This window comes from Stenotrophomonas sp. 22385 (assembly GCF_052045085.1).
Classification (GTDB): Bacteria; Pseudomonadota; Gammaproteobacteria; order Xanthomonadales; family Xanthomonadaceae; genus Stenotrophomonas.
Map to the genome: position 1 here is coordinate 76,599 of NZ_JBQEOG010000006.1, position 22,376 is coordinate 98,974.

Here is a 22,376-nt window from a genome sequence, read left to right on the forward strand (position 1 = left end):
GGGTACGCCTTCACGTGCCGACCAACGGTCGGCACCTACCGTGGCCCTCGAGCATCCAGCGCAGGGGCGTTCGATGGAATCGGATCCGGTCTATCTGCATATCCGGGTGGTGCTGAGCATCATCCTGGGCTTGAGCATCACCACGCTGGTGAAGGGCTTGGCATCGATCATCGAGCACCCGGCCCGGCGTGGCGGATGGTCGGGCATCCATCTGTGCTGGCTGCTGTGGACGCTGGTGTCGGTGGTGACGTTCTGGTGGTGGGAATTCCGGCTGGCGGAAGTGCGGCAGTGGACGTTCGGGTTGTATCTGTTCGTGATCGGCTACTGCGCCAGCTGGTACATGCTGTGCGTGCTGCTGCTGCCGGATGACCTGCGCGAGTACGGAAGTCACGAGACGTACCTGATTGAGCGGCGCGCAGGGTTCTTCGGAATGCTGGCGCTGGTGACCCTGCTCGACCTGGGCGATACGGCGATCAAAGGCCACAGCCGCTGGCAGATGCTGGGCGAGGCGTACCCGGTGCACACCGGCATGATGCTGGCGATTGCGGGAATGGGCGTCGCAAGCCGTTCGCGACGGATGCACCTGGCGTTGGCCGTGGTGGCCCTTGTTTACCAGTGCGGGTATTTCCTCGCGGAATATTTCACCTTGGGGTCGGATTGATCCATGTGATGCTGCGTTGCACCAAATCCGTACCGGTTCGGGCTAAAATCAGGCCCTGGATGCACCAAGACCCTGTTTCTTCACGCTTCTTCCACGAAGCGCGTTCATCCTGCCCTCATCTCCCCACATGAGATATCCATGAAAAAGTTAGCGAAGGTCGTCCTCGGCCTGCTCGTGCTGTTGCTGATCGCAGCGGCCGTCTTCCTGTACTGGCCCCTCCACCAGCGTTCGGTTCCGGCCGCGGGCAACGACAAGCCGGTCGACGTCGTGCTGGTCGGCGGCGGCATCATGAGCATCACCCTGGCCACCTTCCTGCAGGAACTGCAGCCAGACTGGAACATCCAGGTGTTCGAACGCCTCGACGGCGTGGCCCTGGAAAGCTCCGACGGCTGGAACAACGCCGGCACCGGGCATTCGGCCTTCGCCGAACTGAACTACACCCCGGAGCTGCCCGATGGCAGCATCGAGACCAAGCGTGCGGTCGGCATCGCCGAGCAGTTCGAGATCTCGCGCCAGTTCTGGTCGCACCAGGTCAGGGAAGGCCGGCTCAGCCAGCCCTCCGACTTCATCAACCCCACCCCGCACATGAGCTTCGTGTGGGGCGATGACAACATCGCCTACCTGCACAAGCGTCAGCAGGCGCTGGTCAAGAACCCGCTGTTCTACGGCATGCAGTACTCCGAAGACCCGGCGCAGATCAAGGCTTGGGCGCCGCTGCTGATGGAAGGCCGCGACCCGAACCAGAAGGTCGCCGCCACCTGGATGCCGCTGGGCACCGACGTCAACTTCGGTGTGATCACCCGCCAGCTCACCGCCGGCCTGCAGCGCAACCCGAACTTCAGCCTGCACCTGGAACATGAAGTCCGCGCCCTGCGCCAGAACGACGACAAGACCTGGAACGTCACGGTCAAGGACCTCAACGCCGGCACCGAGTCCACCCTCAAGTCGCGCTTCGTGTTCATCGGCGCCGGCGGCGCCGCGCTCAAGCTGCTGCAGCTCTCCAACATCCCCGAAGCCAAGAACTACGCCGGCTTCCCGGTCGGCGGCCAGTTCCTCGCGTTCAAGTCCCCGGCCATCGCCGGTCGCCACAGCGTCAAGGCCTACGGCATGGCCGAAACCGGTTCGCCGCCGATGTCCGTGCCGCACCTGGATTCGCGCAAGCTCGATGGCAAGCCGGTGGTCCTGTTCGGCCCGTTCGCGCTGTACAGCACCAAGTTCCTCAAGCATGGCTCGTGGTTCGACCTGTACTCCTCGGTCAACCACAACAACGTGGCCGGCATGGTCGACGTCGGCCTGGAGAATCTGGACCTGGTGAAGTACCTGATGGGCCAGGCCCGCCTCAACGACGACGACCGCCAGGCCGAACTGGTCAAGTACTTCCCCACCGCCAAGCGCGAAGACTGGGAACTGGTCACCGCCGGCCAGCGCGTGCAGGTCATCAAGCACGACCCGGAAAAGGGCGCCGTGCTGCAGTTCGGCACCGAGATCGTGACCGACAAGGACCACACCCTGGCCGCCCTGCTCGGCGCCTCCCCGGGTGCCTCGACCTCCCCGCCAATCATGCTGGACCTGCTCAAGAAGGCCTTCCCCGAGCAGATGGCCGCCGGCTGGGAAGCCCGCCTGGCCCAGATCGTGCCGTCCTACGGGCGCAAGCTCAACGACAGCCCGGCCCTGACCAACGAGATCCGCCGCCAGACCAGCGACACCCTGCGCCTGCCGTACCTGGACGTGCCGGTGGAAACCAGCCCGGCGGTGATGCTGACTCCGCCGCCGGTGACCCCGGCCGTGCCGGCAGCCCCGGCAACGGAAAAGCGCAACGCCAACGAGGAATTGCAGGCGCTGTAAGCCTGTTCAGGCACCGCGTAGACACGCATGGCGTGTCCCTACAAAACCGGCCCAAGGGCCGGTTTTTTTTTGCTCGCACCGGCCGACGTGGGAATCCTGGTGGGGGGCGCGATAGCGCCAAACCCGCCATGAGCTGACGTTAAATTATTGTAATTCTAATGCGAACGATTTACATTTGCGTCCCGTTGCGCTCCCACCCGCCTCCGCTGAGACCCCTGCATGTCCTTCCGTTCCCTCCCCACTGCTTCCGTCCGCCGCGCCCCACTGGGCCTGGCCCTGCTCTCCGTGCTGTCGCTGGCCTCGCCCCTGGCCCTGGCGGACACCGTCGATGCCGGCAGCAGTGCCGCCGATGCCAAGACCCTGGACCAGGTGAACGTCGTCGGGACCCAGCGCGCGCCGTCCAGCACCACCCGCCTGCCCATCACCCTGCAGGAAACCCCGCAGTCCACCAGCGTCCTCGCCCTCGACCGCCTCCAGAACGAATCGCTGTTCTCCATCAACGACGTCATGCGCAACATCACCGGCGTCAACGTCTCCTTCTACGACACCCAGCGCCCCCTGTACTACGCGCGCGGCTTCACCATCACCGACTTCCAGGTCGACAGCCTGCCCACCTACAGCGGCTCCACCAACCAGGAATACGACACCGCTTTCTACGACCGCATCGAAGTCATCCGCGGTGCCAACGGCCTGCTCAGCGGTGCCGGCATTCCCTCGGCCACCGTCAACCTGCTGCGCAAGCGCCCCGGCAAGGAGTTCGACGCCTCCTTCGCCATCAGCGCCGGCAGCTGGGACTTCCGCCGCATGGAAGCCGACGTCAACGCCCCGCTGACCCGCGACGGCCGCTTCCGCAGCCGTGTCGTCGCCGCCTACACCGATCGCGAGCTGTATTACGACCGCTACAAAGAAGACAAGATGGCCGGCATGGCCGTGCTCGAAGGCGACCTGACCGATTCCACCACCGTCACCGTCGGCTACCAGCGCCAGGACAACAACCCGGTCGGCTCGACCTGGGGCACCGTGCCGTTCTTCAACAGCGACGGCACCTTCGCCCATCTCCCCCGCGAAACCAACATGGCCCCCAAGTGGAGCTACTGGCAGCGCGAAACCAGCACCGCCTTCGCCAACCTCGAACAGCGCTTCGGTGAAAACTGGCTGCTCAAGCTCAATACCGCCTACACCCGCGGCAACGTCCAGAACGTGCGCGTCTACGGCAGCGGCTACCCCGACCCCGTGACGGGCGCCGGCACTTACCTGCTGGCCGGTGCCGGCGATGCCGAAGACACCCGCAAGGGCGCCGACCTGTTCCTGTCAGGCACCTTCCCCGCCTTCGGCCGGGAACACGACGTCGTCGTCGGTGGCAGCTGGTCCGACCTCGAAGCCACCACCTGGACCCTCACCTCGGTGGCCAACTGGCGTTACAACATCCCCGACATCCGCGACTGGAACGGCGATATTCCCGAGCTGACCGCCAGCCGCACCGGCGCCCGCCGCATCGCGCGGACCAGACAGAGCGGCGTGTACGCCTCCACCCGCCTGCGCCTGGCCGACGCGCTCTCGCTGATCGCCGGCGCGCGGCTGAGCCGCTGGGAAACCCTGACCCGCGCCTACAACGCCGCCGGCACCTACACCAGCACCAGCGGCCAGTACAAAGTCACCGACGAAGTCACCCCCTACGTCGGCCTGGTCTACGACATCGTGCCCGAGTTCTCGGTGTACGCCAGCTACACCGAAATCTTCAACCCGCAGAACTACAAGGACCGCAACGAGAACCTGCTCGCCCCGGTGGAAGGCTCCAACCTGGAAGCCGGCATCAAGTCGCAGTGGTTTGACGGCAAGCTGACCGCCAACGCCGCCATCTTCGAGGCCAAGCAGGACAACTACGCCGTGCGCGACATGAGCCTGCCGGACGGCTCGCTCAGCGATGGCAGCTCCGCTTACATCGGCGTCAACGGCACCAGGTCGCGCGGCTGGGAAATGGACGTCAACGGCGAGATCCGTCCGGGCTGGACCGTCAATGCCGGCTACACCCACGTCAAGGTGACCCGCGCCAGCACCGACCTGATCTACGCCAACCTGCCCGAAGATTTCCTGCAGCTCAACACCAGCGTGCGCCTGCCCGGCGTGCTGGATCGCCTGACGATCGGCGGTGGCTTCTCCTGGCAGAGCGAAGTGGAGGGCTACAACATCCCCTACCCACTGGGCGGCACCCGCACCGTGCGCCAGCCGGCCTACATGCTGGTCAACCTGCACGCCAACTACCAGATCAGCGACAGCTGGACCGCCACCCTGAGCGTGCGCAACGCGCTGGACAAGACCTACTGGGCCAACCTGGACTACAACAACTACGGCGAACCGCGCTTCATTTCCGCGAGCCTGCGCTGGAAGTACTGATCTCGTAAAGCACCGAACGTCGGAAACGGTCCGACGACGAGGGCCCGCCATTGGCGGGCCCTCTTTCATGGGCGCGTCCGGCTCACGGGCGCGTGGCGACGCATTCATCTGAGCGGTTGCTGCCGGATTACCGAGGCGCGGCCTTTTTTTGCTGCGCTGCGGGTTGCACCGACCTCCATAATTATGGCGTAATTACCGAAACGCCATTCGGATGCCCGTCGATGAACCCCAGTTGGGACACCTTGGAGCGCGGCCGCCACGCCCGGCTTGAACGCGCCGCCCCTTGGGCGCGTGGCCGCAACGTCGCCCCCGACGATGCCATCGCCCTGCTGCACGCGCTGCTGGAGCCGGGCGACAAGGTCTGCCTGGAGGGCAACAACCAGAAACAGGCCGACTTCCTCGCCCAGTGCCTGGCCGACCTCGACCCGGCCCGGGTCCATGACCTGCACATGGTGCAGTCGGTGCTGTCGCTGCCCTCGCATCTGGATGTGTTCGAACGCGGCATCGCCTCGAAGCTCGACTTCTCTTTCTCCGGCCCGCAGTCGGTGCGGCTGGCCAACCTGGTCGCCGAAGGGCGCATCCAGATCGGTGCGATCCACACCTACCTGGAACTGTTCGGCCGCTACTTCATCGACCTCACCCCGCGCATCGCCCTGGTAGCCGCCCAGGCCGCCGACCGCCACGGCAACCTCTACACCGGCCCCAACACCGAAGACACCCCGGTGATCGTCGAAGCCACCGCGTTCGGCGGCGGCATCGTCATCGCCCAGGTCAACGAGATCGTCGACACCCTGCCCCGCGTCGACATTCCCGCCGACTGGGTCAACTTCGTGGTGCAGGCGCCGCGCCCGAACCATATCGAACCGCTGTTCACCCGCGACCCCGCGCAGATCTCGGAGATCCAGGTGCTGATGGCGATGATGGCCATCAAGGGCATCTACGCCGAGTACGGGGTCAACCGGCTCAACCATGGCATCGGCTTCGATACCGCCGCCATTGAACTGCTGCTGCCCACCTACGCCGAATCGCTCGGGCTGAAGGGAAAAATCTGCCAGCACTGGGCGCTCAATCCGCACCCGGCGTTGATCCCGGCGATCGAATCGGGCTTCGTCAAATCAGTTCATTCGTTCGGCTCCGAGTTGGGCATGGAGAAGTACATCGCCGCGCGCGGGGATGTGTTCTTCACCGGCGCCGATGGTTCGATGCGCTCCAACCGCGCGTTTTCGCAGACCGCCGGGCTGTATGCCTGCGACATGTTCATCGGCTCCACCCTGCAGATCGACCTGCAGGGCAACAGCTCCACCGCCACCCGCGACCGGATTGCCGGCTTCGGCGGCGCGCCCAACATGGGCTCGGACGCTCGCGGCCGCCGCCATGCCAGCGATGCCTGGTTGAAGGCAGGCCAGCAGGCGGCGCGGCCTGGTGAAATGCCACGGGGGCGCAAGCTGGTGGTGCAGATGGTGGAAACGTTCCGCGAACACATGGCACCGGCCTTCGTTGATCGCCTTGATGCCTGGGAACTGGCCGAGCGCGCGGCGATGCCGCTGCCGCCGGTGATGATCTACGGCGACGACGTCAGCCACGTGCTCACCGAAGAAGGTATCGCCAACCTGCTGCTGTGCCGCACTACCGAGGAACGCGAACAGGCGATCCGCGGCGTGGCCGGCTATACCGCCGTGGGCCTGGGCCGCGACCGCGCCATGGTCGAGAACCTGCGCGACCGTGGCGTGATCCAGCGCCCGGCCGATCTGGGCATCCACCTGCGCGATGCCAGCCGCGACCTGCTGGCCGCGCGTTCGGTGAAAGACCTTGTGCGCTGGTCCGGCGGGCTGTACGACCCGCCCAAGCGCTTCCGCAACTGGTAAGGGAACGTGCCATGGAAACCCTCGACTACCGTTTCACCGGCACCCAGCCCGTGCACTTCCCCACCGATGCGGTGCTGGTCGGCGTGCTGGCCTCGGGCAACCTGGAAATCCTGCTGGAGCCTGCCGCACTCGATGGTGCGATGGCGGTACGCATCGTCACCGCCGCACGCGGCTTCGGCACGATCTGGGAAGCGGTGATCACCGATTTCGCGCGCCGCCACCCGCTGCGCGATGTGCAGGTGTCGATCAACGACGCCGGCGCCACCCCCGCCGTGGTCAGCCTGCGGCTGGACCAGGCGGTGGAAACCCTGCACGCCGGAGACAGCGCATGAGCCTGGCCCACCGCCACAGCTATTACGAAGCCGACGCGCGCGAGCGCATCGCCGGCGTGCTGGATACCGGTACCTTCCGGGAAATCCTCGGCCCGGCCGCACGCGCGATCAGTCCGCACCTGGCCCAGCTGGACCAGCCCGCCGCCTTCGACGATGGCATCGTGGTGGGCGAAGGCCGGCTGCGCGGCAGGCGCGTGCTGGTGGCGGCACAACAAGGCCAGTTCATGGGGGGTGGCGTGGGTGAAGTGCACGGCGCCAAACTCACCGGCCTGCTGCAACGTGCCGTACAGACGCGGCCGGAGGCCGTGCTGCTGCTGCTTGATACCGGCGGCGTGCGCCTGCACGAAGCCAACGCCGGGTTGATCGCCATTTCCGAAATCATGCGCGCGGTCCTGGCCACGCGCGCCGCCGGAGTACCGGTGCTGGCGCTGATCGGCAGCGGCAATGGCGCGTTCGGTGGCATGGGCATCGTGGCCCGGTGCTGCACCACGGTGATCATGTCCGAGGAAGGCCGGCTGTCGCTGTCCGGCCCGGAAGTGATCGAAACGGTGCGCGGCGTTGAGGAGTTCGATGCACGCGACCGCGCACTGGTCTGGCGGGTCACCGGCGGCAAGCACCGCTACCTGATCGATCAGGCCCAGGTGCTGGTGCCCGATGCGATCGAGGCGTTCGCGCAGGCGGCCTTCGCTGCCCTTCAGCCGGATGACGCCAGCACCGACCCTGCCACCGCGCTGGCGGCGCTGCAGGCCCGTCACGCTGCGCTGAAGGCGCGTGTGCAGGCCTGGGGCGATTGCCGCGATGGCTTGGAGATCTGGGCCCGGCTGGGCATCGACGATCCGCAGCGGCTGCCGCTGCTGGATACCGATGACTTCCTGGCCGCCACCGCTGACAGGAACCTGCCATGACCACGCCGCTCCCTTCCCTGCTCGACGCGCTGTTCCCGCGCGGGCACAGCATCACCGTCGCCGATTCGGTACTCACCGGCACCGCCACCACCGACGACGGCGAGGTGACCGTGATCGGTACCACCGACAAGATCGAGGTCGGCGTGGACCACGCGCTGGTGCTGGCCGAAACCGTACTGGCGAGCACCGCCTCGAACCCGCAGCGCCCGATCGTCATGCTGGTCGATACGGCCGGCCAACGGCTGGCGCGCCGCGACGAACTGCTGGGCATCAATGGCTATTTCGCGCACCTGGCGCAGACCCTGGACCTGGCCCGTCGCCGTGGCGCGCACCTGGTCACGCTGGTGTACGGCGAATCGGTCAGTGGGGGTTTCCTGTCATTCGGGTTGATGGCCGACCATATCCACGCGCTGCCCGATGCACAGGTGCGGGTGATGGACCTGCGCGCAATGGCGCGGGTGACCAAGCAGCCGCTGGAAAAACTGCAGTCACTCAGCCAGAGTTCGCCGGTCTTCGCGCCGGGGGTGGAGAACTACGTTGCCATGGGCGCGGTGCAGTCGGTATGGCACGGCGACCTGGCGCATGCAGTGCTGGACGCGCTGCGTGCGCCGGCCGAGGGTGACCGCCGCGCGCAGCGCGGTGCCGAACGGGGGGGCCGTACGCTGGCCGCGCGGGTGGCTGCACAGGTGGCCGCTGGCGATGCCTGACCGGCCCGCCCGCCACACGCTGGTCTGGCTGTCGGCGCACGCCGATTGGCGGGCTGACGTGGCCGCGCATGACGCGCGCCTGGCGGCGTGGTTTGCGCAGGGCTGGCCCGCCGTGGTGGCGCGCCGCGCCGCCGATGAACCCGATCCCCGCGTGCGCCTCGGTGTTCCGCTCCCCCCCGCCGAGGGCAAGCAGCGTTTGGGCCTGCGGGTACCGGTGGGCGACATCGTGCGACAGCAGGCCCCGCTGGAACTGGCGGAGGTGCGGGTGCACGCGCTCGTGCCGGAGGCGTGGCACGCCGCGCTGGCGGCGCTGGACAGGTTGGCGCCCGCCCGCGTGTTCGGCGCGTTTGCCTGGCAGGTACTGACCGGATTGGAGTACGTGCATGCGCGGTCGGACATCGACCTGCTGTGGAATGTCGAAACCGCGCCGGATGCCGACGCACTGGTCGCTGACCTGCAGGCGTGGGAGCTGCGCTTTGGCCGGCGCGTGGATGGGGAGCTGAGCCTGCCCGGTGGTGGGGCGGTGAACTGGCGCGAGTTTGGTAGCGGGGCGCGGCAGGTACTGGTGAAGCGGGTGGATGGGGCTGGGCTGGAGTTGCGGTCGAACCTGTTTCGGTGTGTCGGGTTGCCACGCAGGGCGTGGCACTACGGGGTCGCCTTGTGAGCGCGGTCATGAACATCCTGCGGCCTCGCGTCGATTCGGCGCGGTTGGGGCGACTGGCGGTGGGCAGCCTGCATGCGGAGCTGGCATTGGCGCCGAAGCCGGGGCTGGTGACGCCATTCGATCCGGGCAGCCATGACGACATGGATGCCGGTACCTTCCTGCGCAGCCTGTTTGCGTTGCGCCACTACTTCCGCGATATCGCGCTGGCCGGAGCGGAGGATGCGCCATTCTCCGCGCTGCGCACGCTGGGCATCCAGGCCGAGGCGGCGATGCTGCGCGCCACCGGGGGAATCAATACGCACCGGGGTGCGATCTTCAGCCTTGGGCTGCTGGTGGCGGCGGCTGCGCGTCGCCGCGGCCTGGGGCAGCCGGTGTCGGGCGAGCAGGTCTGCCTCGGTGTCCAGCACTGGTCGCGTGAGCTGCTGGCCGCGCCGTTGGATCCGCACAGCCCGGGCCAGCGCGTGCGCGGCCGGCATGGCATTGCCGGGGTGCGCGAACAGGCGGCCGCCGGGTATCCCATGCTGCGCACGTTGGCGCTGCCGACCCTGCGCGATGCGCTGGCGGCCGGTCTTCCGCGCGAGGCCGCGCTGTGCCACACGCTGATGGCGCTGGTGGCCGGACTGGATGACATCAACCTGCTGCATCGTGGCGGTGCCGAAGGCCTGCACTGGGCCCGCAGCCAGGCGGCCGCGTTCATGGCCGAGGGCGGTGCGTTCGGCGCCGGTTGGCGCCCGCGCCTGCAGCAGCTGGGCGAGGCGTTCGTGGCGCGCCGGCTGAGCCCGGGCGGCAGCGCCGACCTGCTGGCCTGCAGCGTTTTCCTGCTGCGGCAGGAGGCGGTATGAGCCTTGCCCTGCTCTGCCCGGGCCAAGGCGCGCAGCACCCGGCGATGTTCGACCGGGTGCGCGATAACGCGGCGGCGCTTGAGGTGCTTGACGGCGCAAGTGAGGTGCTGGGCCAGGACATATTCGCTGCGGCAGGCGCGGAGTCGCGTTTCGAGAACGCGCTGGCGCAGCCGCTGCTGTGCGCGGCCAGCCTGGCGCACTGGCACGCGCTTCGCACTGGACTGCCGGTGCCGCGCATGGTGGCCGGTTACAGCATTGGTGAGCTGGCGGCACATGCCATTGCCGGCAGTTTCGATACACGCTCCTGCCTGGCCCTGGCGTTGCAGCGTGCGCGGTACATGGATGCCGCCAGCCCCGCCGACTCAGGCATGCAGGCCGTGCTGGGGCTGGACCGCGCGCGGGTGCACTCGCTGTGCGCGGTGCATGGCGCGTACATCGCCATCGTCAACGGCCATGATCATTTCATCGTGGGTGGTGCGCTGGCGGGACTGGAGGCGCTGGCCGGGGACGCGCGGGCGGCCGGTGCGGATATCCGTCCGTTGCCGGTGGATGTGCCCTCGCACACGCCCTTGCTGCAGGCGGCAGTTCCGCGCTTCGCCGCTGCGCTGGAGGCATTGGCGTGGCAGCCGCCGGGCCTGCCGGTGCTGGCCGGCATCGATGGGCGCGTGGTGCGCGACCACGCCGGCAGCGTGCACACGTTGTCGGCACAGCTGGCGCAGACCATCGAATGGGCGCAGGTGATGCGCCAGCTGTTCGAGCGCGGTGCGCGGGTGTTCCTGCAGCTGGGCCCCGGCACCGCGCTGGCGCGCATGGTGGCCAGCGCGTATCCGTGCTGCGAGGTCCGCGCGGTCGAAGAATTCCAGCACCTGGACGGTGCGGCGGACTGGGTGCAACGCGCACTCGGTCGCCTGCAATGAGCGGTTGGCTCCACCTGTAGCACGCCACACCCCGTGGATGGCGGGTTCCCATCCGTGCGGTACGCGAATCACGTGTCTGGGAGGGCGCATGAGTCCACAAATTGCAACGATCATCGGTCTGGTGATCATGTTCATCATCGCCACTGCCCTGCCGATCAACATGGGTGCGGTAGCGTTTGCGCTGGCCTTCATCATCGGCGGCATCTTCGTGGGGATGGAGGGCAAGGAGGTGCTGGGTGGCTTCCCGGGTGATCTGTTCCTGACGCTGGTCGGGATCACGTATCTGTTCGCGATCGCGCAGAAGAACGGCACCATCGATCTGCTGGTGCATTGGGCGGTGCGGGCGGTACGCGGCCGGATCGTGGCCATTCCGTGGGTGATGTTCGTGGTCACGGCGGTACTGACCGCGTTCGGTGCGCTGGGTCCGGCGGCGGTGGCGATCATCGGGCCGGTGGCGCTGCGTTTTGCAAAGCAGTACCGGATCAATCCGCTGTTGATGGGCCTGCTGGTGATCCATGGCGCGCAGGCGGGCGGGTTCTCGCCGATCAGTGTGTACGGCAGCATCACCAACGGGGTGGTGCAGAAGGCGGGGCTGGAAGTGACGGAGATGGCGGTGTTCCTGACCAGCCTGGGCTTCAACTTCATGATGGCGACGATCTGCTTCTTCGCGTTTGGTGGGGTGGCATTGATGCGGCGCGGTGCGGTGGCGGTGGGCGGCGGTGAGCTGGCGTTGGCCGGTGGGCCGCAGGCGTCGTCGCGTCAGTTCGCGATCGAGGGCCACGGGGCGCTGGTGTCGGCGGGTGGCGGTACGTTGTCGAACGATCCGGATGCACTGGAGGCGGTGGGCATTACGCGCGAGCGGCTGCTTACGCTGGTGGGGCTGGTCGGGTTGGGCGTGGCGGCCTTGATCTACAACCTCAATGTGGGGCTGGTGTCAATCACGGTGGCGGTGGTGCTGGCGCTGTTGTCGCCGGCCAGCCAGAAGGGTGCGGTGGATGGGATCAGCTGGTCGACGGTGCTGCTGATCTGCGGTGTGGTGACGTATGTGGGGGTGCTGGAGAAGGCCGGTTCGGTGGACTACATTGGCAACGGGGTGTCGAACATCGGCATTCCGCTGCTGGGGGCGCTGCTGGTCTGTTACGTGGGCGGGATCGTGTCGGCGTTTGCGTCGTCGGCGGCGGTATTGGGCGCGACGATTCCGTTGGCGGTGCCGTTCCTGCTGCAGGGGCATCTGGGCGCGGCAGGCGTGATCTGCGCGCTGGCGGTGTCGTCGACGATCGTGGATGTGAGTCCGTTCTCGACCAACGGTGCGCTGGTGGTGGCGTCGGCCGCCAAGGAAGAGCGCGAGTCGCTGTTCCGCCGGTTCCTGGTGTACAGCGGGCTGGTGGTGGTGTTCGGGCCGCTGTTGGCTTGGCTGCTGTTTGTTGTTCCTGGCTGGATGTAAGGCTGAAGCAACGGCCAAAGCAACAGCCAAAGCAACAGCCAGAGCAACAGCCAGAGCAACAGCAAAAGCCTATTGCCAAGGCTTCCGCGGCTTGGCGGGACGGTGCGGGTTTATGGGGGACGCCGTGAACCCGTCCATGGGGGCTTGGTCGCCGCTTGCACGTGTGCGCTGTCCTGCGCACACGGCAAGACCGGGGTTGGGCTCCTGCCCAACCCGTCGGGCGTATACGCCCGACCCATGCGGCTCACACCCCCATAAACCCGCCCCGACCCGCCTTTGACGGTGTGCCGGTGGCCATGGAAAAGAACGAATACAATCTGCTTATGGCCATTGCTCCTGCTCCGCGTTCACGTAAAAGGCGTGCTCCCTTGTATGAGGAGGTGGCCGAGCATGTGCGTGAGCGCATCTATGACTATCGCTTGCCGCCTGGGGAGTGGATTGATGAGCCGGGGCTTTGCGAGGAGCTGGGGATCAGCCGTACGCCGTTGCGCGAGGCGCTGAAGCTGCTGGCGGCGGAGGGGTTGGTGCAGATCGATGCGGGGCGTGGGGCGCGGGTGACGCGGCTGACGCTGGAGGATCTGAACCAGCTGTTTCCGGTGATGGCGATGCTGGAAGGGCGCTGTGCGCATGAGGCGGTGAAGCACATCGATGATGCCGGGGTGCAGCAGTTGGAGGCGCTGCATGCGGCGATGGAGGCGGCGGCGGCGGAGGGCAATATTGCCGACTACTACCGCAACAACTATCTGATCCATGAGACGGTGCAGCACTATGCGGGTAATCCGTGGTTGATCCGGATCACGCATGACCTGCACCGCATTCTGAAGATGCATCGTGGGCGGCAGTTGTTGACGCCGGGGCGTACTGCGCAGTCGCTGGCGGAACATCGCGAGTTGATGGCGTGCTTCCGCCGGCGTGATGCGGAGGCGGCCGAGCGCACGATGGAACGACACCTGCTGAGCCAGGGCCAAGCGTTGGCGGCGTATGTGGCAGCCGGGGGCCTGTTGAACGTCCCTGCCCCGTTACCCACGCAAGGCGGCACGTAACCCCCCCGGTAGAGCCACGCCCTGCGTGGCTGCGTAATCAGGTCGGGCGCGTTTCCCGCAGGCCCCACAGCACCGGCAATACCAGCAACGCCACCGCGGCGATCATCGCGCCGGGCGCGGCCGCCCAGCCGGTGTGGCGCACCAGCAGTTCGGCCAGCAGCGGGGTGGCGCCGCCGAAGAAGGCGGTGGCCATGGTCACGCCCAGCGCCAGGCCGCTGAGCCGGCCTTCGCCGGGGAACTGTTCGGCGGTGGCCGGTGCGGCGACGGCGCTGACGCCGCCGGCCAGGCAGGCCAGCACCACGGCAGCCAGGGCGATCTGGACTGCGCTGCCGGTGGCCATCAGGCCGAACATGGTCAATGGCAGCAGTGCTGAGAGCAGCGCCAGGCCGATCAGCACCGGTCGGCGCCCGACCTTGTCGGACAATGCGCCGGCCAGCGGGGTCACGCCGATCACGGCGACGGCGGCGATGGTGGACAGCCACAATGCCTTGGATTCGCCTACGTCGCTGGCGGACTCAAGGAATGCGGGTACGTAGGTGATGCCTACGTAGTAGGTAATGGAGCCCAGCGCGGAGATGGCGAAGGTGCGCGCTACGGCGCCGCGGTGGTAGCGCCAGGTATCGCGGATCGGCGAGGTGGGGACGGTCCCGGCGGCAACCTGGCGTTCGAATTCTGGCGATTCGTGCATGGTCGAGCGCGCCAGCAGGATACCGCCGGCCAGGGCGGCGCCGATGAAGAAGGGAATGCGCCAGCCCCAGCTATCGAGTTGGGCGCTGCTGAGCAGGGCCACGGTCAGTGCCGAGAGTGCCACTGCGAGCAAGGCACCCACTTCGCTCGCTGCGGAGGCCAGTGAGGTCACCAGGCCACGCCGGCGAACGGGGGCGCTTTCCAGCAGGTAGGCCACCACGCCGGTGTACTCGCCGCCCACCGAGAACGCCATGACACAGCGGAGCAGCAGCAGTAGTACGCCTGCGGAGGTGCCAATGCTTCCGTAGGTGGGCAGCATGGCGGTGGCCAGCATCGCCACGGTCATCAGGGCCATGGAGGCAAGCAGCATGTAGCGCCGGCCGAAGCGATCGCCGAGGTGGCCGAAGCAGAGCGCGCCGAGGGGGCGCATCAGGTAGCTCACCGCGAACCCGGCCAGGGTGGCCAGCAGGGCATTGTCGCCGCCGCCGAAGAACACCCGAGACAACACGGTGGCCAGGTAGAGGTACAGGGTGAAGTCGTACCACTCCACTACCGTGGACAGGCCGGCGACGATCATGGAGCGGCTGGGTGTGGGTGATGCGGGCCGGGACGCAGGATCGGGAATGGTCATGGCCAGCAGCCTACCCCGGCAGACCTGCACGGCATGTCATTGCGTCACGCATTCCGTGGGACACGCATGGCGCGTCGTCACGCGGTGCGGGCGTAGCGCAGCAGGCGGCCGCGGCCGGGCGAGCTGCTCTCGTCTTCACCGAACCCGCCCTCTTCACTCGCTGCATACCCCTGCAGGGCCATGGCACGCGAGAAGCCGCCGAGGTTGCCGCGACCGGGATCGGTCAGCAGCAGTTCGGCAGTGGGCTTGGCGTGGCGCTCCATCATCGCGGCAATCTGCACGCCGTGGCCGCGCTCGTACAACACATCGCTGCCGATGATCAGATCGAAACGGCCCAGTGACGAATCCGGCATCTCCCAGGGCAGGTCGCGGTAATGCACGGCCGGCAGGTCATTGAGCCCGGCGTTGTAGGCCAGGAACGATTCGGCCAGTGGATGGTGGTCACTGGCCACCACGTTGGCGCCACGATGGGCCAGCACCAGGCTGGACAGGCCCAGCCCGCAGCCCAGCTCCAGAATGCGTTTGCCGGCCACGTCGTAGTGGCTCATGGTCTCTGCCAGCACCCGTCCGGCCGGCCAGACCTGGCCGAACAGGCTCCACAGCGAGGAATGGATGCCCGCGCGCTCGGCGCGGCCGGTGGGGTCGGCGAACTGCTGCAGGTCGCTCAGGGCACGTATGCGGAATGCGTGGCCGTTCACGGGAATGGTGAGAATGCGGGTGGTATAGCCCGGCATGTACGCTCCATGAAACACGGAGAGCCAGCCCAGCAGCATGGCGGACGGCTCGAAAGGGGAGCGAAGCGGGCGACCGGGGTGGCCGCGCAGGACGCGCGAAACGGCGTGGGACGCGCCCATCCTACAGGACAGGCGGGTTCTGCCCTTCACTCAGTACTGGATCTGGCAATTGGGACAGAAGAAGGTGCGCCGCCGGCTCCTGCCGGGGTAGGTCTTGGAAACCGGGCCACCGCAGGTTGGGCAGGTCCGCTTGGTATGGATCTGCCAGTGCTTCTTCAGCTCGAAGGCGCGCTTCCATTCCAGGAACAGAAAGCTGTAGGCGCGGGCGTCGGCAATGACCCTGCCAAGCACCCGGGGCGGCAGCGCTCCTACCGTGCTTTCGGGGTGCACGCGCTGGCGGAACAGCACTTCGTTCTTGATGATGTTGCCGACGCCGGCGAACAGCTCCTGGTCCAGCAGTGCATCGCAGATCAGCGTGTCTGGCTGCTGCTTCAGCCGGCGCCGGGCCAGACGCGGGTCCCACGCGTCGTTCATCACGTCGGTGCGCCAATCGTAGGTTTGGTCCAGCTTTCCTTCGATGTACTTCAGCGACGAGGCATAGATGTTCAGCTCGCCGTTGTCGAACTGCAGCGAAACGCGCGGAGGCGATGGCTTGCGTTCGTCGATGCGGTAGCTGCCGAACATCAGCATGTGCACGCGCAGGCTGAAACCGCTGAATTCGACCAGGAAGTGCTTGCCCCAGCTGCGCAGCGCGAGCACGCGGCGCCCCTCCATGCGGGTGAGATCCAGGGAACTGTTACCCAGCGCGCGCCGCACGGTCTTGCCTCGGAACTTTGCCGCAGCCTCCCGCAGAATGACGATGGATGGACCTTCAGGCATGCAACCGCTCCTGCAGGCGCGCGGCGTTGGCGACGGCAAAGCCGTGTGCGGTATTGTCGAAGATGACCCAGCGGGGTCCACGCGCCTGCCTCACCTGCCCGGCCAACGCTTCCAACGCCGTCTCGTCGTAGTCGCTGTAGTACATGCGCGGGGCGCCGTGCCAGCGCCAGTAGCGCCATGCAGGTGCACCACCCGGCTGCGCGGCCGCCGGCACGCGCGCGGGGTCGGCCCCCAACCGCGAGACACCATGCCGCAACAGCAATGCTTCGGCCGCGTCGGTGAACCAGCTGGCATGGCGTGGTTCGCACACCAGTGGCACCTCGCTGCGCCTGCGCAGCGCGCGGAAGAAGCTGGAAGCGCGGCGGGCGTCCAACGCCAGGGAGGGGGGCAACTGCAGCAGCAGTCCACCCAGCCTGGTGCCGAGCGCGCTGGACTCATCCAGGAAGCGGTCAAGCAAGGGCCCCGCGCCGACCAACGCAGAATCGTGGGAGATGGTGCGCGGGATCTTGACCGAAAACCGGAACGCCGGCGGCACGCTGGCCGCCCAACGCGCGTAGGTCTCAGGCTTATGGGGCCGGTAGAAAGAGGAATTGATCTCCACCACCTGGAAGCGGGTGGCGTAGCGCGCAAGCATGCTCTCCCCCGGGCCGAACAGCCCGGCGTAGCGGGCTGGAATGGACCAGCCTGCGCAGCCCACCAATGGCCTGGAAGAAGAAGCCATGAGCGGCGGTGTTCAGACCTGGAGTTCGCCCTGATCTTCGCCGTCCCAGTAATGGATGCGGTGCGCGTGGACGTGGATCAGGACCAGGCCCGGAGTATCGACCCCCTGCTCGAACCATCGCTCCAGGCTCTTCTGCCAGTGTTCGCGCATCACCTCCTTGTCGCGGATGATGCGGCCCTTGCCCTGCACGAACACGAACAGCGGCGGCTTGCCGAGCAGACCTTTGCTGCCGGTGAAACTGAGCGCCACCTTTGGCTCGGCCTGCAGCTCGCGGACCATGTCGGTGCTGTCCAGCGAGAAGAACCAGCTGTCGCCGTCGTAATCGACATCGCCGTTGTTGCTCATCGGACGGCCGGCGATTTCGCCGTTATCGGCGAACGTCTGCAGCATGGTGAAGTCGATGCCGGCCATTTTCTTGGCGAGGTCGTGCAGGGTAAGCGTGGTCATGTCAGGGTCCATGCGGGATTCGGGTGCTCCCAGCGTCGGCGGGGTGCCGTGAGCGGGTCGTGCAGGCGTCATCCCGTTTCTTTCACGGCGGTGGAGCGGCACACGCCCTCACCGGTCGATGAACACTGGGTTGGTGTAGAACCACAGGTCCTGCCAGGGATCTTCGCCCTTGATGTCGGCCAGTGGCGTCGGTTCGTCGGTACTGCTGCCGCGCGCACGGACGAATCCACCGCCTTCCGGTGCCGGCAATGTCCACGTCACCTGGTACCACGCACCTTCCTGCTTCCAGTCCTTCGCGGTGAAACGCCGGGTCTGCATCTGCGGCGCCTGTCCACCACCGCTGCCGACGATCAACTGCAGCTGGCGCAACGCCGGATGTTGCCCGACCGCATTGGCGCTTTCGGGCTTTCGCACCCGCAACCGCACGCGCATCGGCACGCCCGGTGCCAACGTCACGCTTTCGCCCATGCGCCCTACCCCACCGCTGCCATCGGCCGCCTGCACGGTCAGCTGCAGCGCATCGATCAGGTCGCCGGTCACTGCGAACATGCGCCCGGCGCGCACGCCGCCGAGGATGTCATCGCCCTGCGGGCGGGCCCACACATAGGTCTTGCTGTATTCGCCCGGATCGAAGTCGTTGCCCCCGTCACGCTGGTTGACGTGCGAATCGGAGCTGGCGGTGATCCAGAACCGGGTGCCGTAGGCCAGCATCTGGTCCCAGACGCCACCGATCTGCGTGGTCATCTGGTCGAAGCCGCCGAAGGTCGGTGCTGCCGCATTTCGATACAGGCCGCGCTCGGTGCGGGTGGCCTGGTGCCCCGGCGCGCCTTCCATGCCGACCAACACCTCCGGCGCAGCGGCATGCCAGGCAAGCAGCTCAGAGGGTTCCACTTCGCCCCAGCGCCCTACCCCGGTAGCGGTGCGCGAGGGATGGTTGATCAGCATCAGCGGCAGCGGACTCAGCCCGCGCATGTGGGCCAGGGCATCCAACATGTGCTGCTGGGTATCGCGGCTGCCCTCCTCAAGCGGTTCACCGCGACTGTAGTCGCGCTCGATCGACACCAGCTGTTCGCCCTCCCCCGGGCCGGGCGCGATGATCAGCGAAGCGTGTTCGCCCGCCGGCACGTCGAACTCCATGCCGTTGAACTGGATGAGTTCGGGCACGTCCCTGCGCGCCTGCAGCAGCGCCGGGTAGGCATGATCGCGGGTCACCGCCGAGTGGCCGGGGCCACCGTGGTCGGTATGCACCATCCAGCGCAGCCCGAAGTGACGCGCCCGCTCGGCGTTGTGGCTGCGGGTGTAGGACGAGTCCCCTCCACGGATGGGGGTGGGCGGCGTGGTAGTGCGGTCCCAGTCGACGCTCCACTCGCTGTGGACGTGGTGATCGCCGGGCTGCCAGTCGCGGCCGGCATCAGGATCGGCAGACGACGATCCCGTGGCCGGCGCCGTCAGCAGCGCCAGCAGAAGAAGGGTTTGCATGTGGGGTTCCTTGCTGGGCGGGTGCCTGCCGCCAGGGGCGACAGGCACCGGAAGGATCAGAAGTCAGCGCGCAGACCCAGGCTGATGCGGCGGCCCGAGGCTTCGTACATGGTCGGGAACGACGGGTCCATGGTGTAGCCGCTGGTGATCTCGTTGGTCAGGTTGATGCCCTTCAGGCTGACCTTGATGTTGTCGGTGATCCGGTAGCCGATGGACACATCCATCTGGCCATAGGCGTCGCGCCAGATCGGGTACATGTCATAACCGATGGACTCCACGTATTCGTCCTTGTGGTTGTAGGACACGCGGGCATCGAACCGGTCATTTTCGTAGTACGCGGTGAGGTTCCAGGTCTTCTCGGCCAGGCCGGGCATCGGGGTGCGGATGCCCAGGTCGGACTCACCTGCCAGCGAGCTGTCCAGCACGGTGTAGTTGGCATTCACGCCAAAGCCCTCCAGCATCGGGTGGAACATGCCCAGCGGCAGCTGCGCCACCAGCTCCACGCCGTCCACCTGGTAGGAGCCCTTGGCGTTCACCGGCTGGTACACATCGAAATCGAAGATGCCGTTGAGGGTGCCGTTGGCGTTGTACACCGCCACATCCTCGACCACGCCGGTGAGCGAGTTGATCACCACGCCGTCGATGTTCTTGCGGAAGTAGGAGGCGGCAAACAGCGCGCCGTTGTCCAGGTACTTCTCCAGGCCCACTTCCCACTGCTTGGCGTAGGTGGGCTTGAGCTCCGGGTTGCCATCGGTGAAGCGGTACGAGCTCCAGCTGGCGGTGCGCTTGTAGGCGATGTCGGTCAGCGCCGGGCGCATCATGGTCTTGGAGGCGGCCGCGCGCAGCAGCAGGCCCTGGGCCAGTTCGGCGGTCATGTTGAAGCTGGGCAGAAGGTCGTCGTAGCTGCCATCCTTGGACACCGGGGTGTCGGTGTAGCCGGTGCTGCCATCGGGCCGCTGGATCGGGTGGTAGCCGAACGACGTGACGCTGGTATCGACGTAGCGCGCGCCGGCGTTGATGTTGACCGGCACGTGGCCGATATCGAAGCCGAAGTCCGCCATCGCGTACACGCTCGTCACCTTCTCGTCGACCTGGTAGAACTGCCCAGCGTCAAACGGAGTGTAGAAACCGTCGTAGCGGAACGCACGGCGCGCGTAGTCGTTGGAGACCTGCTGCCACTGCAGGTCCTTGATGGTGTAGTCGCCACCGGGAACGATGTCGCCGATCCACTGCAGCGGGCTGTCGGCCAGGGTACGTTTGTTGACCCAGGCGCTGCTGCCGGCGGTCGGCCCGGTGATCTTGAGCTCGCCATACTGGCGCTGCTTGGAGCGGTCGGTGTAGCGCGCACCGAACTTCACGTCACGCAGTGCCGGCAGGAAGGCCAGGTCCAGCATGCGGGTCACGTTGACCTGGGCGGCGTACTTGTCGTCGTCCACCTTCTCCAGCGTGGTTTCATAGGCTTCGAACAGGTACTTGTCCGAGGCGTTGTACATGTCGAAACCGCCCGGGGTGCTGGGAATGGTTTCGCCGCTGCGGCCGGTCCAGCGGGTGCGCGAGGGTGCGTACGCAACATGCTTGAGGTTGGAGAAGTCCGAGGTCTTCTCCGCGCCGGAATAGCCGGCCATGGCATCGATGTACCAGTCCTGTCCCTTCCAGTCGAGCGCAACGCTGTACTGGCTGTAATCGGTCTTGTTGATCCGCTCCTTGCTCAGCATCTCGTGCTGGGTGGCGGTGTAGGACACATCGCGCAGCACCACCATGCCGTACTCGGACAGGGTGCTGGCATCGTATTCGTGGATGGTGTCGAGGGTGCTGCGGCTGGACGCCGAATATGCCGCCGCGTCGTACTCGTCTTCGGTCGAATCGTAGCCGCCCAGCATCGCATCGAAGGTCAGGCTGAAGCTGCTGCTGGGCTTGTACTGCAGCGACGCGGTGGCGCCCCACTTGTCCTGCTCGTTGAGGTAGACGCGGTCACCGACCTTGTCCTGGAACACCACCCGATTGGTTTCATCGGTGTCGGTACGGTTGACGATGTTCACCCCGGCGTCGCGGGCGAGCACGGCCTGGGCCTGGCTACCGCGCGTGCCGGACGCCCCCAGGAAGCGCGACATCGGGCGGAAGTTGATGCCCGAGGTGGAGTCGGTACGGTTGGTGCGCTTGGACTGCGAGTACGACACCAGGCCGCCCCAGTCGCCCCAGGTATCGGCGGCCAGGAAGGCGAAACGCGGGTCCACTTCTTCGGAAATGCTGTTGTGCGCGCCTTCGGCCGACAGCACCAGCTTGCGCTCGTTGTAGTCGAACGGGCGCGCGGTGGTGATCTTGACCGAGCCGGCGATGCCGCCCTCTTCATCGGCGGCGGTGGGTGACTTCTGCACCGTGACCTGCTGGATGATCTCCGAGGCGAACATGTCGAACTCCACGTCACGCCCACCACTGCCGGAGGCGGTGGCGAGGTCGTTGATCGACACGTACGTATATTCCGATGGCAGGCCGCGCACGTTGACCTTGGTGCCCAGGCCCTTGCTGCGCTCGATGGTCACGCCGGGAACGCGCTGCAGTGCTTCGGCCAAGTTCTGTTCCGGAAAGTCGGCCACATCGGTGGCCACGATGGAGTCGGAAAAGCCGATGTTGGCGCGCTTGAGATCGACCGCCTGTTCCAGGCTGCGGCTGTAGCTGCCGGTCACCTGGATGGTTTCCAGGTTCTGCGTGCCCGGCGCGCCGCCTTCGCCCGCCGACGCCTGCAGTGGGGCGGCCCCGGCATCGGCTGCCAGCATGGGCGCGACCACGCCGGAGGTGGGCGGGTTGCCGGCCGTCGCCGCTTCGATGGTTACCGTGCCCGCATTGAGGTAGCGGTAGCGCAGCCCGGTGCCGGCAAGCAGGCGGTCAAGGGCCGCCTCCGCGCTCAGGCCCGCCGGCACCGCCGGGGTACGCGGGTTTCCCGCCACCTGCGCGTTGTAGACGAACTGCAGGCCGGTCTGGCGCGACAGTGCGTTGAGTGCCATGTCCAGCGGCTGCGAGGCGATGGCATCGGCGGCAGGACGCGTGGGTTCTGCAGCGGTGGCCGCCGCGGTGACCTGCAGGGCAAGGGCGATCGAAAGGAACAGAGTGCAGCGCATCGTGGGATCCAGTAAGGGAGTGGCGGTGGCATTCCCCAACTACGACGCGGCAAGGCGTGGATC

At 66.8% G+C, this 22,376-nt stretch carries 19 protein-coding genes; 12 read left to right on the forward strand and 7 right to left on the reverse strand.

Annotated elements, in window-relative coordinates; all coding sequences use genetic code 11:
* The first annotated feature begins 73 nt into the window (after positions 1 to 73).
* The 12 genes from ACTJI4_RS11865 to ACTJI4_RS11920 all read left to right on the forward strand — a co-directional run bounded on the left by ACTJI4_RS11865 (position 74) and on the right by ACTJI4_RS11920 (position 13,619).
* The gene (locus ACTJI4_RS11865) at positions 74 to 661 is read left to right on the forward strand and encodes a hypothetical protein (RefSeq protein WP_392915654.1); all 588 of its coding nucleotides are present in this window, start codon (positions 74 to 76) and stop codon (positions 659 to 661) included.
* A 138-nt stretch (positions 662 to 799) separates the two neighbouring features.
* A complete protein-coding gene (mqo, locus tag ACTJI4_RS11870; protein ID WP_440869459.1) occupies positions 800 to 2,506 on the forward strand; it encodes a malate dehydrogenase (quinone) in 1,707 nt (568 codons plus the stop codon).
* A gap of 219 nt (positions 2,507 to 2,725) precedes the next feature.
* Positions 2,726 to 4,900 carry a TonB-dependent siderophore receptor gene (locus ACTJI4_RS11875; protein ID WP_392915648.1) on the forward strand — a complete coding sequence of 725 codons (2,175 nt, stop codon included), beginning with the start codon at positions 2,726 to 2,728 and terminating at the stop codon, positions 4,898 to 4,900.
* A gap of 221 nt (positions 4,901 to 5,121) precedes the next feature.
* Positions 5,122 to 6,765: a malonate decarboxylase subunit alpha gene (gene mdcA / locus ACTJI4_RS11880; RefSeq protein WP_392915645.1), complete on the forward strand. Its 1,644-nt coding sequence runs from the start codon at positions 5,122 to 5,124 to the stop codon at positions 6,763 to 6,765.
* Between the two features lie 11 nt (positions 6,766 to 6,776).
* A complete protein-coding gene (gene mdcC, locus ACTJI4_RS11885; protein ID WP_392915642.1) occupies positions 6,777 to 7,097 on the forward strand; it encodes a malonate decarboxylase acyl carrier protein in 321 nt (106 codons plus the stop codon).
* Positions 7,094 to 8,002 (forward strand): biotin-independent malonate decarboxylase subunit beta, encoded by a 909-nt coding sequence (locus ACTJI4_RS11890; protein ID WP_392915638.1) that lies wholly within the window; start codon positions 7,094 to 7,096, stop codon positions 8,000 to 8,002. Before mdcC ends, ACTJI4_RS11890 begins: the two co-directional genes overlap by 4 nt.
* A complete protein-coding gene (mdcE, locus tag ACTJI4_RS11895) occupies positions 7,999 to 8,709 on the forward strand; it encodes a biotin-independent malonate decarboxylase subunit gamma (RefSeq protein ID WP_392915635.1) in 711 nt (236 codons plus the stop codon). The genes ACTJI4_RS11890 and mdcE overlap by 4 nt, the downstream gene beginning before the upstream one ends.
* Positions 8,702 to 9,373 carry a malonate decarboxylase holo-[acyl-carrier-protein] synthase gene (mdcG, locus tag ACTJI4_RS11900; protein ID WP_392915632.1) on the forward strand — a complete coding sequence of 224 codons (672 nt, stop codon included), beginning with the start codon at positions 8,702 to 8,704 and terminating at the stop codon, positions 9,371 to 9,373. The genes mdcE and mdcG overlap by 8 nt, the downstream gene beginning before the upstream one ends.
* 8 nt (positions 9,374 to 9,381) lie before the next feature.
* Positions 9,382 to 10,215, forward strand: coding sequence for a triphosphoribosyl-dephospho-CoA synthase MdcB (gene mdcB / locus ACTJI4_RS11905; protein ID WP_392915630.1), 834 nt, complete (start codon positions 9,382 to 9,384; stop codon positions 10,213 to 10,215).
* On the forward strand, positions 10,212 to 11,132 hold the full coding sequence (mdcH, locus tag ACTJI4_RS11910; protein WP_392915627.1) for a malonate decarboxylase subunit epsilon: 921 nt from the start codon (positions 10,212 to 10,214) through the stop codon (positions 11,130 to 11,132). Before mdcB ends, mdcH begins: the two co-directional genes overlap by 4 nt.
* Positions 11,133 to 11,220: 88 nt before the next feature.
* A complete protein-coding gene (locus tag ACTJI4_RS11915; protein ID WP_392915624.1) occupies positions 11,221 to 12,576 on the forward strand; it encodes an SLC13 family permease in 1,356 nt (451 codons plus the stop codon).
* A gap of 323 nt (positions 12,577 to 12,899) precedes the next feature.
* Positions 12,900 to 13,619, forward strand: a complete 720-nt coding sequence (locus ACTJI4_RS11920) for a GntR family transcriptional regulator (RefSeq protein ID WP_392917530.1) — start codon at positions 12,900 to 12,902, stop codon at positions 13,617 to 13,619.
* Positions 13,620 to 13,656: 37 nt separating this feature from the next.
* On the opposite strand, the gene ACTJI4_RS11925 is transcribed toward ACTJI4_RS11920, so the two are convergent.
* The 7 genes from ACTJI4_RS11925 to ACTJI4_RS11955 all read right to left on the reverse strand — a co-directional run bounded on the left by ACTJI4_RS11925 (position 13,657) and on the right by ACTJI4_RS11955 (position 22,313).
* Positions 13,657 to 14,883: an MFS transporter gene (locus ACTJI4_RS11925; RefSeq protein WP_392915621.1), complete on the reverse strand. Its 1,227-nt coding sequence runs from the start codon at positions 14,881 to 14,883 to the stop codon at positions 13,657 to 13,659.
* 131 nt (positions 14,884 to 15,014) lie between these two features.
* Positions 15,015 to 15,671, reverse strand: a complete 657-nt coding sequence (locus tag ACTJI4_RS11930) for a class I SAM-dependent methyltransferase (RefSeq protein WP_392915618.1) — start codon at positions 15,669 to 15,671, stop codon at positions 15,015 to 15,017.
* A 150-nt stretch (positions 15,672 to 15,821) separates the two neighbouring features.
* Positions 15,822 to 16,550: a DNA-formamidopyrimidine glycosylase family protein gene (locus ACTJI4_RS11935; protein ID WP_440869460.1), complete on the reverse strand. Its 729-nt coding sequence runs from the start codon at positions 16,548 to 16,550 to the stop codon at positions 15,822 to 15,824.
* Positions 16,543 to 17,271 carry a DUF72 domain-containing protein gene (locus ACTJI4_RS11940; RefSeq protein WP_440869461.1) on the reverse strand — a complete coding sequence of 243 codons (729 nt, stop codon included), beginning with the start codon at positions 17,269 to 17,271 and terminating at the stop codon, positions 16,543 to 16,545. Before ACTJI4_RS11940 ends, ACTJI4_RS11935 begins: the two co-directional genes overlap by 8 nt.
* Positions 17,272 to 17,283: 12 nt before the next feature.
* Positions 17,284 to 17,718, reverse strand: coding sequence for a pyridoxamine 5'-phosphate oxidase family protein (locus ACTJI4_RS11945; protein WP_392915610.1), 435 nt, complete (start codon positions 17,716 to 17,718; stop codon positions 17,284 to 17,286).
* Positions 17,719 to 17,826: 108 nt separating this feature from the next.
* Complete coding sequence (locus ACTJI4_RS11950; RefSeq protein WP_440869462.1) at positions 17,827 to 19,197, reverse strand: hypothetical protein; 1,371 nt, start codon at positions 19,195 to 19,197, stop codon at positions 17,827 to 17,829.
* Between the two features lie 56 nt (positions 19,198 to 19,253).
* The gene (locus ACTJI4_RS11955) at positions 19,254 to 22,313 is read right to left on the reverse strand and encodes a TonB-dependent receptor (RefSeq protein WP_440869463.1); all 3,060 of its coding nucleotides are present in this window, start codon (positions 22,311 to 22,313) and stop codon (positions 19,254 to 19,256) included.
* Positions 22,314 to 22,376 lie beyond the last annotated feature (63 nt).